Source organism: Streptomyces boluensis (assembly GCF_009908195.1).
GTDB lineage: Bacteria > Actinomycetota > Actinomycetes > Streptomycetales > Streptomycetaceae > Streptomyces > Streptomyces boluensis.
In genome coordinates, this window is sequence record NZ_JAAAHS010000232.1 from 1 (window position 1) to 12,263 (window position 12,263).

Annotated in this window: 14 protein-coding genes and 1 tRNA gene; 2 read left to right on the forward strand and 13 right to left on the reverse strand. The window is 70.0% G+C overall.

What is annotated here, in order from left to right; translation table 11 throughout:
• Position 1 precedes the first annotated feature (1 nt).
• The 3 genes from GUY60_RS24825 to GUY60_RS24835 form a co-directional block, all read right to left on the reverse strand.
• Positions 2-820 carry a YceI family protein gene (locus tag GUY60_RS24825; RefSeq protein ID WP_161701546.1) on the reverse strand — a complete coding sequence of 273 codons (819 nt, stop codon included), beginning with the start codon at positions 818-820 and terminating at the stop codon, positions 2-4.
• Between the two features lie 220 nt (positions 821-1,040).
• Complete coding sequence (locus GUY60_RS24830; RefSeq protein WP_512700840.1) at positions 1,041-3,479, reverse strand: MFS transporter; 2,439 nt, start codon at positions 3,477-3,479, stop codon at positions 1,041-1,043.
• Positions 3,480-3,581: 102 nt separating this feature from the next.
• Entirely contained in the window at positions 3,582-4,052 is a 471-nt protein-coding gene (locus GUY60_RS24835; RefSeq protein ID WP_161701549.1) for a MarR family winged helix-turn-helix transcriptional regulator, read from the reverse strand.
• Positions 4,053-4,246: 194 nt separating this feature from the next.
• On the opposite strand from GUY60_RS24835, the gene GUY60_RS24840 reads away from it, so the two are divergent.
• Positions 4,247-4,477 (forward strand): hypothetical protein, encoded by a 231-nt coding sequence (locus GUY60_RS24840; RefSeq protein WP_161701551.1) that lies wholly within the window; start codon positions 4,247-4,249, stop codon positions 4,475-4,477.
• Between the two features lie 213 nt (positions 4,478-4,690).
• Here the strand turns inward: GUY60_RS24840 and GUY60_RS24845 are convergent, their stop codons facing one another.
• From GUY60_RS24845 to GUY60_RS24875, 8 genes are all read right to left on the reverse strand, one after another.
• Positions 4,691-5,437, reverse strand: a complete 747-nt coding sequence (locus tag GUY60_RS24845) for a hypothetical protein (protein ID WP_312866412.1) — start codon at positions 5,435-5,437, stop codon at positions 4,691-4,693.
• Between the two features lie 136 nt (positions 5,438-5,573).
• Positions 5,574-6,425 carry an RNA polymerase sigma factor SigF gene (locus GUY60_RS24850; RefSeq protein WP_161701555.1) on the reverse strand — a complete coding sequence of 284 codons (852 nt, stop codon included), beginning with the start codon at positions 6,423-6,425 and terminating at the stop codon, positions 5,574-5,576.
• A 435-nt stretch (positions 6,426-6,860) separates the two neighbouring features.
• On the reverse strand, positions 6,861-7,727 hold the full coding sequence (locus GUY60_RS24855; RefSeq protein ID WP_161701557.1) for an RNA polymerase sigma factor SigF: 867 nt from the start codon (positions 7,725-7,727) through the stop codon (positions 6,861-6,863).
• A gap of 193 nt (positions 7,728-7,920) precedes the next feature.
• On the reverse strand, positions 7,921-8,085 hold the full coding sequence (locus GUY60_RS38290) for a hypothetical protein (RefSeq protein ID WP_187370120.1): 165 nt from the start codon (positions 8,083-8,085) through the stop codon (positions 7,921-7,923).
• Between the two features lie 528 nt (positions 8,086-8,613).
• Positions 8,614-8,701, reverse strand: a tRNA-Ser gene (locus GUY60_RS24860).
• A gap of 68 nt (positions 8,702-8,769) precedes the next feature.
• On the reverse strand, positions 8,770-9,198 hold the full coding sequence (gene tadA, locus GUY60_RS24865; protein ID WP_161701566.1) for a tRNA adenosine(34) deaminase TadA: 429 nt from the start codon (positions 9,196-9,198) through the stop codon (positions 8,770-8,772).
• A 55-nt stretch (positions 9,199-9,253) separates the two neighbouring features.
• Positions 9,254-9,802: a tRNA adenosine deaminase-associated protein gene (locus GUY60_RS24870; RefSeq protein ID WP_161701559.1), complete on the reverse strand. Its 549-nt coding sequence runs from the start codon at positions 9,800-9,802 to the stop codon at positions 9,254-9,256.
• Positions 9,803-9,986: 184 nt separating this feature from the next.
• Positions 9,987-10,166 (reverse strand): hypothetical protein, encoded by a 180-nt coding sequence (locus GUY60_RS24875; protein WP_161701561.1) that lies wholly within the window; start codon positions 10,164-10,166, stop codon positions 9,987-9,989.
• Between the two features lie 203 nt (positions 10,167-10,369).
• On the opposite strand from GUY60_RS24875, the gene upp reads away from it, so the two are divergent.
• The gene (gene upp / locus GUY60_RS24880; RefSeq protein WP_161701563.1) at positions 10,370-11,005 is read left to right on the forward strand and encodes a uracil phosphoribosyltransferase; all 636 of its coding nucleotides are present in this window, start codon (positions 10,370-10,372) and stop codon (positions 11,003-11,005) included.
• A 32-nt stretch (positions 11,006-11,037) separates the two neighbouring features.
• Here the strand turns inward: upp and GUY60_RS24885 are convergent, their stop codons facing one another.
• Positions 11,038-11,667 carry a LytR C-terminal domain-containing protein gene (locus GUY60_RS24885; RefSeq protein ID WP_161701564.1) on the reverse strand — a complete coding sequence of 210 codons (630 nt, stop codon included), beginning with the start codon at positions 11,665-11,667 and terminating at the stop codon, positions 11,038-11,040.
• Between the two features lie 113 nt (positions 11,668-11,780).
• Positions 11,781-12,077 carry a type II toxin-antitoxin system VapB family antitoxin gene (locus tag GUY60_RS24890; protein ID WP_003986294.1) on the reverse strand — a complete coding sequence of 99 codons (297 nt, stop codon included), beginning with the start codon at positions 12,075-12,077 and terminating at the stop codon, positions 11,781-11,783.
• Positions 12,078-12,263 lie beyond the last annotated feature (186 nt).

Sequence of the window (12,263 nt, forward strand, 5' to 3'; positions counted from 1 at the left end):
CCTACCCCGCCCCCGGCAACGACTCCCCCCGAACAGCCTGGATGTCCAGCTCCACCCTCAACGTCGCGCCGATGGCCGAGATCCCCGCCTGCACCACCTGGTTGTAATTCATCGCGAAGTCCTCGCGGCGCAGCTCGGCCGTGGCGTGGAAGGCCGCTCGCAGTCCGCCCCACGGGTCGGCGCCGGTGCCCAGGTAGGCCAGGTCAAGGTCGACCGGGCGGACCACGCCGTGCAGCGACAGCTCGCCGTGCACGGTCCAGCGGTCGGGGCCCGCGGCGCTCACGGACGTGCTGCGGTACCGGATCTCCGGGTGCTGCTCCACGTCCAGGAAGTCCGGCGAGACCAGGTGCTTGTCCCGCATCCCGTTGCCGGTGTCGATGGACGCGGCGGAGATCACCGCGTCCACCCGCGAGGCCAGCGGGTCCTCGGCGACCTCGATGCGCCCGCCGAACTCGGTGAACCGGCCGTGCACGCTGGAGATGCCCAGGTGCCGGGCGACCGCGCCGACCGAGGAGTGCGCCGGGTCCAGGGTCCAGACACCGGGCGGCGGCAGTTCGGCGCCGCCCTGCCGGGTCAGGGTCACGGTGCCGAGGTCGGCCCGGCCGCTCGCCGAGACCAGCGCGGTGGCGGCCGTCGGGGCGTAACCGATCGCCGTGATGATCGCCGTGTAGGGGCCGGGCGCGAGCGAGTCGCCGCGTACGACGCCCTCCTCGTCGGCCTCGGCGCGCAGCACCTGCGTGCCGCGCATATCGGTCAGGGTGACGACGGCGTGCTGCACGGCCCACCCGTCACGCGTACGAATCCGTGCGCTGAGTCCCACGTTCCACTCCTCGCCAAAGGTCGGGGTAAAACCCCGCAAACTACGTGCGTTGCCTAAAAATTGGGGCCCGGCGGGCCGTCCCCTGCCCGCCGGGCCCTCTCACCCACCGCTCGCCGTGCCCGCCTCCGCTCGGAGCGGACACGGCGACCGGAGTCATGAACTCCGAAACCGGAGTCGTGAGTTACACGTCCGAACTGCGCGTCCGAACTACACGTCCGAACTACGCGTCCGGGTGCGCGAGTTCGATGTCGTGACCGTCCGCGTCGTTGCCGCGGACCGTCAGGGCCATCGCCGCCGGCGGGTAGCCGGTCGCCATCACCGTGTACTCGCCGCTGTCCAGGTCGGTGAAGGCGTACGCGCCGTCCTCACCGGTGGTCGCGGTGGAGACCACGTTCCCGGCGGCGTCGACCAGGGTGACCCGGGCGTCCCGCAGCGGTCCGCCCGCCGCGAGCACGGTGCCCTGGACCCGGGCGCCGGCCTGCAGCGCCACCTCGACGCGGGTGACGCCCTGGCCCGCCACGTCGACGGGCAGCGCGAGCGGGCGGTGGCCCTCGGCGTTCACGGCCAGGGTCACGGGACCGGGGACCAGCTCACCGAAGGTGAACTCGCCCTGCTCACCGGTCTGTCCGGTGGCGAGCACGTCGCCGCGCACATCGGTGACGACGACCATCGCGCCGACCACCGGCTTGGCGCCGTCCGCCGTGTGCACCACACCGGCCAGGCCGCTGGTGCCGCTGAGCAGCACGTCGTACGCGAGCGGCTCGGTGCCGACGACGACGGTGGAGGCCTGCGGCTGGAAGCCGTCCGCCGAGGCGATCAGTACGTAGCTGCCGGCGCCGGGAGCGTCCAGGCCGTAGCCGCCGTCGGTCTGGGCGATGGTGCGGCCCAGCTGCCGTCCGCCGAGCGAGATCAGCGTGACCGCCGCCCTCGGGACGCCGGCGCCGTCGCCGCCGCGGACCACGCCGCGTACCTGGATGCCCGCCGTACCCTGCACGATCGTCTGCGCCTCCTCGGCCTTGTCGGTGACGGCCGCAGCGGTGGCGACCGGGGTGCCGGTGACCGGGGTGTCGGCGACCGGGGTGCCGGTGACGGCGGCGGGGACCGGAGCGTCGGAGATCGCGGGGACCTCGGCGGTGTCACCCGAAGTGGCCGCCGCCATCGCGCCCTTGGTCTTCAGCGGGACCTCCTTGATGAACAGCGTCAGCAGGAAGGCGAGCAGCGCCGCGGGCGCCGCGAACAGGAAGACATCGGCGACACCGTGTCCGTACGCGCTCTCCATCACGGTGCGCAGCGGCTCCGGGATCTTGTCCAGGTCGGGGATGCCGCCCCCGCCGGTGCCGCCGTGCGCGGCCGCGTTCGCGGCCTTCGGGCCGAGCTCGGCGATGCCGTCCTTGACGTAGTCGGTGACGCGGGTGGCCATCACGGCGCCGAGCGCCGAGACGCCCATGGCGCCACCGAGGGACCGGAAGAAGGTGACGACGGAGCTGGCCGCGCCGAGGTCCTTCGGGTCGACCTGGTTCTGGGTGCAGAGCACGAGGTTCTGCATCATCATGCCGATGCCGAGACCCATCAGGGCCATGAAGATCGCGATGTGCCAGTACTCGGTGTCGTACCGCATCGTGCCGAGCAGGCCCATGCCCGCCGTCACCAGCAGACCACCGCTGACCAGCCACGCCTTCCACTTGCCCGTCTTGGTGATCACCTGACCGGAGACGGTCGAGGAGATGAACAGGCCACCGATCATCGGGATGGTCATGACGCCGGACATCGTCGGCGACTTGTCCCGCGCCAGCTGGAAGTACTGGCTGAAGAACACGGTGCCGCTGAACATCGCGATACCGACGAAGAGCGAGGCGAGCGAGGCCAGAGTGATCGTCTTGTTGCGGAAGAGGCGCAGCGGAATGATCGGCTCGCTGGCCTTGGTCTCGATGAACATGAAGATCAGCGCGAGCGCCACCGAGCCACCGACCATGGCGTACGACTGCCACGACAGCCAGTCGTACTTGTCGCCGGCGAAGGTCACCCAGACCAGGAGCAGGGAGACCGCGGCGGAGATGAAGAACGCGCCGCCCCAGTCGACCTTGACCTCACGCTTCACGACGGGGAGCTTCAGGGTCTTCTGCAGCACGATCAGCGCGACGACGGCGAAGGGCACGCCGACGTAGAAGCACCAGCGCCAGCCCCAGTGGTCGGTGATGAGACCACCGAGCAGTGGGCCGCCGACCGTCGCGACGGCGAAGGTGGCGCCGAGGTAGCCGCTGTACCGGCCGCGCTCGCGCGGCGAGATCATCGCGGCCATCACGATCTGCGCGAGGGCGGAGAGACCGCCGACGCCGATGCCCTGCACGACGCGGCAGGCGATCAGCATGCCCGGGTCCTGCGACAGGCCCGCGACGATCGATCCCGCCATGAAGATGACGAGCGATATCTGGACGAGCAGCTTCTTGCTGAACAGGTCGGCGAGCTTGCCCCACAGCGGTGTGGTCGCGGTCATCGCGAGCAGCGAGGCCGTCACCACCCAGGTGTACGCGGACTGGCCGCCGCCGAGGTCGGAGATGATCTCGGGCAGGGCGTTGGAGACGATCGTCGACGAGAGGATCGCGACGAACATGCCGAGCAGCAGGCCCGACAGAGCCTCCATGATCTGCCGGTGCGTCATGGGGGATCCGTCGGCCTGACCGCCGTGACCTCCATGCTTGGCATGACTGCCCCGCACACCGGCCGGTGTGGTCGTTGCCATGGACTTCCTTTTCTTACTTCTTTACGCGGGTGTTCGGGTGGGTGACGTATGGGTGCGGGACTGCCGGCAGTCGCCGAAGTCGGCGCGCAGCCGGGCGAGCAGTGTGCTGAGCTGCAGCACGTCGTCGTCGGACCAGTCCCGGAGGTAGTGGGCCAGTGCGTCCGTGTAGCGCCGGGAGAGTTCCTGGAGCTGCTCCGAGCCCACCGGCGTGACGCGCAGGATGCGGGAGCGCCGGTCGTCGGGGTCGGGGGACCTGTCGATCCAGCCGCGGTCCGCGGCGTGCGCGACATGGCGGCTGGTCACCGACATGTCGACCGCGAGCAGCTCCGCGAGCCGGCTCATCCGCATCTCGCCGTATTTGTCGAGAAGGGCCAGTACGACGGCCGATCCTGCCGGACAGTCGGCCGGCAGCGTCCGGGAGAGTTCCCGCTTGACGGCGCCGATGGCGCTCAGCTGACGACCGAGTTCCTCGTACCGAGGCTGTGCGGCCATGGCCACCCTTCCACACTGTTTGTTGCTTAGGGCAACGATAGAAGCAGTTGGTTGCCGAAGGCAAATTGAAAAGGGACTTTAGGCTCTAAAAAACTGGCAATGCTCGGGCAAAGAGAACGGCCCCGCCGCACCGGCCCGGAGGCCGCTCGCCCAGGGGTTGGGCGGGCACCCCGGATTCGCTAGGGTCCTGCCCCATGGCAAACAACCCCCACGCCCCGCAGGGCCCTCAGGGCAGCAACGACCCGGCGGGCAGCACCCAGATGTTCCGCGCCTTCGTAGAGGAGGGGGAGCAGACCTCTTCCCAGCCGGCCGCGCGCACCGGCTGGTCCACCGGCAAGAAGGCCGGGGTCATCGCAGGCGTCGTCGTCCTGCTCCTGGTGTTCGCGTTCCTCTCGATGCCGAACCGGCCCTGGACGATCTTCTGATCGCCTCCGGGGCTAGGGAGTGTCTCCCCGATCTTTGCGGGTCCACGACGCCTGGCACGCACTCTCGCCGCACGCCCGAATCACCCAAGTACGTCCAGTACGAGGGCAATCCGGGCGCACGCCGAGAGCACGCACCAGACGCCGCAGCCTGATCCGCAAAGATCGGAGAGACACTCCCTAGGGCCCCCGGAGCCGGTGACCGGCCCGGACGGCTCACTGCCACTTGACCGAGACGTCCTGGGTCTCGATATGCATGCCGAGCGGCACCCGCCAGGCGTCCACGCAGAGGTCCCAGGACTCGGTCACGGCCTCGCCCGGCGCGATCGGCACCGGAAGCTTCCGCTCCGTCTCGACGGTCGCCCAGTCGATGCCGAGCCCGCCGATCACATGTGTGCCGAAGGTGACGGTCCCTGAACGCACCGGCTCCGCACCGGAGTTACGGAACTTCACGGTCACCTTCTCGCACCAGCGGTCCTCGAGGGCCTTGCGTACGGGCTCCCCCACCTTGAGTACGGCAGGCCCCGAGGGCGCCTCCGACCCGTCGGCCGGCGCGGAGGGCTCGTCCGAACTCCCCGTACCGGAACCGGAGTTCCCGCCACCGGGCGCCGCCGAACCGTCCGAGCCCTGCTCCGAACCGCCCGCGCCACCCGAACCGGACCCCGAAGCACCGGCCCCAGAACCGGAGTCGGCATCGGAACCGGACTCCTCCCCACCCCCACCGGCCGAGGACGAACGCGAGCCACCACCCTCGCCGCCCTCGCGGCCCCCGCCACTCTCGTCGTCCTCATCGAGCGGCACCAGCTCCACGTCGCCCGTGGGCGCGACCGTCCGCCCCGGAGTTCTCTCGGGGGAGGCGCCGACAGCGCCGACCGCTACGTAACCGTCGTCCTCGGGGGACTCGCTGCCGCACGCGGCGAGCAGGGTCCCCAGGCACACCGCGGCCGCCGAGGCCGTTGCCACGGCACCTCGGCGGCTGCGGATCCAAGCGCTACCGGCTCGTGTCATCGCGCCAGTGTGTCTGACGGTCCGTCAATTGAGAACCCTCACGGACCGGCGACGGACAACACCCGGCGGGACAAACCCTATTGACGGGTACTCAGTCCGAGATCAGACCCTCACGGAGCTGCGCGAGCGTACGGGTCAGCAGGCGGGAGACGTGCATCTGCGAGATGCCGACCTCCTCGCCGATCTGCGACTGCGTCATGTTCGCGAAGAAGCGGAGCATGATGATCTGCCGTTCCCTGGGCGGGAGTTTGGCCAGCAGCGGCTTCAGCGACTCGCGGTACTCCACGCCTTCGAGCGCGCTGTCCTCGTACCCGAGCCGGTCGGCGAGCGAGCCCTCGCCGCCGTCGTCCTCGGGCGCGGGCGAGTCGAGCGACGACGCGGTGTACGCGTTGCCGACGGCGAGACCGTCGACCACGTCCTCCTCGGACACGCCCAGTACGGCGGCGAGTTCGGGCACGGTGGGCGAGCGGTCCAGCTTCTGCGCCAGCTCGTCGCTCGCCTTGGTGAGCGCGAGCCGGAGCTCCTGGAGCCGGCGCGGCACCCGCACCGACCAACTGGTGTCCCGGAAGAACCGCTTGATCTCACCGACGACGGTCGGCATCGCGAACGTCGGGAATTCCACGCCCCGTTCGCAGTCGAAGCGGTCGATCGCCTTGATCAGGCCGATGGTGCCGACCTGGACAATGTCCTCCATCGGCTCGTTGCGGCTGCGGAACCGCGCCGCCGCGTACCGCACCAGCGGCAGATTGAGCTCGATGAGCGTGTCTCGTACGTAGGCGCGCTCCGGGCTGTTCTCGTCCAGCGCGGCAAGGCGCAGGAACAGGGAGCGGGACAGGGTGCGGGTGTCGATGGCTGTCGAGGCGGTCTGACTGAGCACGACGGGTGCACCGGGGTCGCTCTTCGTGAGCGTGAGCACCTTCGAGCTGCCCTGTTCTACGGACATGCCACCCCCTTGAGGTCGCGGACGGTCGCGGTGGGCCGCTCCCGTCGGTCAGGAACGCAGCCTCCACCTGAATACCGGTCGTGGGGCCGCGGCAAACGCGGTTCCCGCAGAATGTCACATGTCGGCAACACGCTGTAGCGCCAAGTCGACATATCTGCGCAGGAAAAGGCGGGTCTGCGGCTTTTCTGTCGGCAAGCACCGGGATGCCGCTCCACCCGATACGGTGGCGCGTCGCTCCCGTGTACGGAACCCCGATCTGCGCAAGTAGCCGGAGTATGCCGTGCACTCGGGGGACCCGTGAGGGGGTACGAGGGGCGCACGAGGGACGCACGACCGGCGCACGAGGAAGCCCCCGGCCGCTCGCGTGGGAGTCACGAGGGGGCGGGGGCGGCGAGTGGTCGGCCGGACCCGGAGGGGCCGGACCGCGGCCGTACGTCAGGCGTCGATGCGGTTCGCGGACCGCAGCCGCGCGAAGCTGCGTGCGAGCAGCCGCGACACATGCATCTGGGAGACCCCGAGTTCGGCGCTGATCTGCGACTGCGTCAGGTTGTTGTAGTAGCGGAGCAGCAGGATCCGCTGCTCCCGCTCGGGCAGTTGGACCAGCAGGTGGCGGACGAGGTCGCGGTGCTCCACGCCGTCGAGCGCGGGGTCCTCGTAGCCGAGCCGGTCGAGCAGCCCCGGCAGTCCGTCGCCCTCCTGCGCGGCCTCCAACGACGTTGCGTGGTAAGAGCGTCCGGCCTCGATGCAGGCCAGCACCTCGTCCTCGCCGATGCGCAGCCGCTCGGCGATCTCCGCCGTCGTGGGCGAGCGGCCGAAGGCGGTGGTGAGGTCCTCGGTCGCGCCGGTCACCTGCACCCACAGCTCGTGCAGCCGACGCGGTACGTGCACGGTGCGCACGTTGTCGCGGAAGTACCGCTTGATCTCGCCGACGACCGTGGGCATCGCGAACGTCGGGAACTGCACGCCGCGTTCCGGGTCGAAGCGGTCGATGGCGTTGATCAGGCCGATGGTGCCGACCTGGATGACGTCCTCCATCGGCTCGTTGCGGCTGCGGAACCGCGCCGCCGCGTACCGCACCAGCGGCAGGTTGGCCTCGATCAGCGCCGCCCGCACCCGCCCGTGCTCCGGGGTGCCCGGTACGAGGTCCTTGAGCTGACCGAACAGCACCTGGGTCAGGGCCCGGGTGTCCGCGCCCCGCTTCTTGGCGGGACTCATCTCGGGCGCAGCCCCGGCCGCCGGGCTCGTCGGTTCGCCCTGCGAGGCGTCCTGGGGCGGCACTTGAGGCGCAGTACTGGCCGGCACGGTCAACGCCACCCCTTTTCGAAACGAACCGTTCTGATCGAACCGTTCAACTCATCCGTCAAAAGCGGTCATAGCATCACAAGACATGTGCACTGTGTGCAAGCACCCGATAACGCCGTGTTGAGGGGCAAGTTGAGAGTAAACATGCAAAAGACCCCTCACCAGTTCCGGCGAGAGGTCGTACGGGTGTTGCCTAATTGACGAGTTGGGTCATGAAGTCGCCGACGCCCTGAGCGGCGTCGGATATCCCTTCGAAGCCCACCTGGACGAGGTCCGCTGCCCGTCCGGGGGAGTTGATGATCGTGTAGAAGACGAAGACGATCACCACGTAGAGGGCGATCTTCTTGGCTTGCACCACGCTCCGGCCTCCCCTGCCTGTCCCAGCTGTCCCCGCGTGCAGTCGGGTGAGTGTATCCCGGAGCGTGGATCACGCCAGTGGCCGTGTGCCACAGGGGCCGCACGGGGCTCACGCGGTCTTTAGGGACCAACGGCCCGGCCGTCCAGGTCCTTTGCCGTCCCGCGGGCACCCGTCGGCGGAGCAGGATGGGTGGTGAGCCCGGCGGATCTGGCAGGAATCCGCAGGGCCCGGGACCCGGCTCTACTGCGGGGTCCACGTCGCGAGCTTCCCCCTGACTGCGACGTGGACTTGAGAGCCCGGTCCTCATCGGGGGAAGCGGCTTGTCCCCCCGATGCCGCTTCCCCCGGCCTCTTCGAGCACGAGAGCCCCGGCACCGTCACGGCGCCGGGGCTCTCGTCGTACGAGGTAGCCGTACGAGGTCGTCGTACGAGGCAGATGCCGCACGGGAGTTGTGGAGCGGGCGTTCGTTGAGCGGGCCCGGACACACGAGAAGGGCCCCGACCGAAGTCGGGGCCCTTCTCGTAAGAGCGGTAGCGGTGGGATTTGAACCCACGGTGACGGGTTACGCCACACTCGCTTTCGAGGCGAGCTCCTTCGGCCGCTCGGACACGCTACCGAGAGAGATCCTAGCCCAAAGGTGCCCGTGCGCCGAAATCCGTATCCGCGAGGCCGTCTCTGGCGGGTTCAGCGGTCCCGGAAGAAGCGGGTGAGCTGCTCGGCGCAGTCTGCGCCGAGCACGCCCTCGATCACCTCCGGGCGGTGGTTGAGCCGGCGGTCGCGCACCAGGTCCCAGAGCGATCCGGCCGCTCCGGCCTTCTCGTCCCTGGCGCCGTAGACCACCCGCTCGACGCGGGACTGCACGAGCGCGCCCGCGCACATCGTGCAGGGTTCGAGCGTCACGACGAGCGTGCAGCCCGTCAGCCGCCACGCGCCGAGCCGCCGGGCGGCCCGGCGCAGCGCGAGGACCTCGGCGTGCGCGGTGGGGTCGTGGGTGGCCTCGCGTTCGTTGTGCCCGGTCGCGAGGGTCTCGCCGTCCGGGGAGAGGAGTACGGCGCCGACCGGCACATCGCCCCCGAGGGCGGCCCGCTCGGCCTCCTCGAGGGCGATCCGCATCGGCGCCTGCCAGCGGTCTCGTACGGGATCATTCACCGGTGGCGCTGCTCGTTCACTAGCGGACCGCCTCCAGGACGTCGGAAGCGCCGAGGGCCTCGGCGATCTCGCCCAGGGCGTCGGTGGACAGGGACAGGAGTTGGGTACGGGACAGGCCGAGGTCGGCGAGGATCGTCTGGTCCCCGAGCGGGCCCGCGGGCACGGTGTCGTCGTCGGCGGTGCCGTCGTCGTCCGTGTCCTGCTCCGGCTCGCCGTCCTCGGTGCCGTCGAGGTCGACGAGCCCTTCGAGGTGCGCCGAGTCGTCCGACGATCCGGGTTCGCGGCCTAGGAGCTCGTCCGTGACCAGGATCTCGCCGTAACTGCTGCGGGCCGCTGCGGCCCCGTCCGAGACGTAGATACGAGGGTCGTCCTCGCCGTCCACGCGGACGATGCCGAACCAGGCACCTTCCTGCTCGATGAAAACGAGCACTGTTTCGTCGTCGTACCCGCCAGACGTGGCCTCGCGGGCCAGGTCGGCGAGATCCGACAGGGTCTCCACATCGTCGAGCTCTGTATCGCTCGCTTCCCACCCGTCTTCGGTGCGCGCGAGCAGTGCGGCGAAGTACACCGTGACTCTCCCACTGGTCAGAGGCGTGCCGGTCGGGGTTCCCCCCGGCGGATGTCGGCGGGCGCGCAGTCGCTAAGTGCGCCCGCCCATCGGAATCGTGGCAGAAACCGAGGCTCCGCGAGGTCTCTTCGGCCCGCTGTGTCTACGGCGAGCCGCAGACGCGCGCCGCCTGACCGCTACCGGACTACCAGCGGAAGGTGCGCATGCGCATCGCCTGACGCATCCGCGCCGCGCGCGCCTTGCGGGGCTGGACACGGGCGCGCAGCTCCTTCGCCTCGTGCAGCTCGCGCAGGAACTGGGCGCGGCGGCGGCGCCGTTCCGTGTCGCTCTCCGCCCTCGCCGGCTCCGCTTCGCCGTTCGCCATCTGGCTCCACCACCCTGCCCAGCGCCTGCCCAGTGGGTCTTCGGGGTCGATCCGTCCCTTCCACTTTCCCTCGGTCGGCGGGTTTGATGCGACTGAGGCGTACGGGAGCGGGGCGGGCGTGACGGCGGTGGGCCCCGGTAGCCTGAAGGGCGGGTCGCTCCTGCGGCCGTTGTTGCAGATCAGGCCCATTTCTGGAGGACATCGTGCGGCTGCACGTCGTCGACCACCCGCTGGTGGCCCACAAACTCACCACGCTGCGCGACAAGCGCACCGACTCCCCGACCTTCCGCCGCCTCGCCGACGAGCTGGTCACCCTGCTCGCCTACGAGGCCACGCGCGACGTGCGCACCGAGCAGGTCGACATCGAGACCCCGGTCGGCCCGACCACCGGCGTGAAGCTGGCCCGCCCCCGGCCGCTGGTCGTGCCGATCCTGCGCGCCGGTCTCGGCATGCTGGACGGCATGGTGCGCCTGCTCCCCACCGCCGAGGTCGGCTTCCTCGGCATGGTGCGGAACGAGGAGACGCTGGAGGCCTCCACGTACGCGACGCGCATGCCGGAGGACCTGTCCGGGCGCCAGGTGTACGTGGTGGACCCGATGCTCGCGACCGGCGGCACCCTGGTCGCGGCGATCCAGGAGCTGATCAAGCGCGGCGCCGACGACGTGACCGCGGTCGTGCTGCTCGCGGCGCCCGAGGGCGTCGAGGTGATGGAGCGTGAGCTCGCGGGCGCGCCGGTGACCGTGCTCACGGCCGCGGTCGACGAGCAGCTCAACGAGCAGGGCTACATCGTGCCGGGCCTCGGCGACGCCGGTGACCGGATGTACGGCTCCGCGGAGTAACCGCGGAAGTTGTCAGGCCGGGGCGGGTGCGGTCAGCACTTGCCGCGGCCCTCGGAGGGCGTCGGGGACGGCTCGGCCAGCGCGGTCAGGGCCTTCACGGCGTCCTCCTTCTTCGTCAGGGCCTTGAAGTCCTTGCCGATGATGAGGTCGAGCTCCTTGCCCTTGCGGTCGTCCGTCTTGCGCTGGGCGCCCGCGAGTTGGGTGCCGAGCACCCGGAATCCGTTGTCCGACGTGGCCTTCGCGCCGAGCAGCAGTCCGGCGCCGTCGACCTTCTTGTCGTACTCCTTGGTCGCGTTGCCCACCTCGCCGATGGCGAAGCCGCGCTTCTTCAGCTCGTCGGCGGTCTGCTTGGCGAGGCCGCTGCGGGGCGTGGCGTTGAGGACGTTCACCGTGATCTGGCCGGGCTTCGGCAGCGGTGCGGCGGATACGGAGGGGCTCGGCGTCGGCTTGCAGTCGGGGCGTCCCGCCGCGACGGTGCGCTTCTGGTCGCCGGAGAAGACGTCGACCAGCTGCAGCACGCCGTAGCCGACCAGGCCGACGCCCGCGGCCGAGGCGATCACAGCGAGCACGATCCGGCGGCGCCGACTGCGGCGCATGCGCGGGTACTTGTCCCCCGTGATGCGGTACTGGCCGCCCATGCCGGGGGGTGTGAGCATGCTCATGGGCGCAGCGTAATGCGGCCGGGCCGCGATGCCTACTAAATGATCAATGGCAGTCGGGCGAACCGACCCGAAAGGGCCAATACGGGGTGGAGCGGGGCGAGTGCCGTGCGGCGTCAGCCCAGTTCGAGGACGCGGGCGTGCAGGACCTGGCGCTGTTGCAGCGCGGCGCGCACGGCGCGGTGCAGTCCGTCCTCCAGATAGAGGTCGCCCTGCCACTTCACGACATGGGCGAAGAGGTCGCCGTAGAAGGTCGAGTCCTCGGCGAGCAGCGTTTCGAGGTCGAGCTGCTGCTTGGTCGTGACGAGCTGATCGAGGCGGACCGGGCGCGGCGCCACGTCCGCCCACTGCCGGGTGCTTTCCCGGCCGTGGTCGGGGTACGGCCGGCCGTTTCCGATGCGCTTGAAGATCACACGGAAAGCCTACCGGGCAACGGGCTCCGGGCGCAGCCAGGGCGACGGAGTGCGAGGCTGGGAAAAGCTGCCGCAAATACCGCATACCGGGAACAGTCAAACCGGGAACAGGGGCCTGAAATGAGCGAGAGCGAGCCGAACCCGCCCATGGAGACAGCCGCCCCGCCGCCCCCGACGGCAGTACTC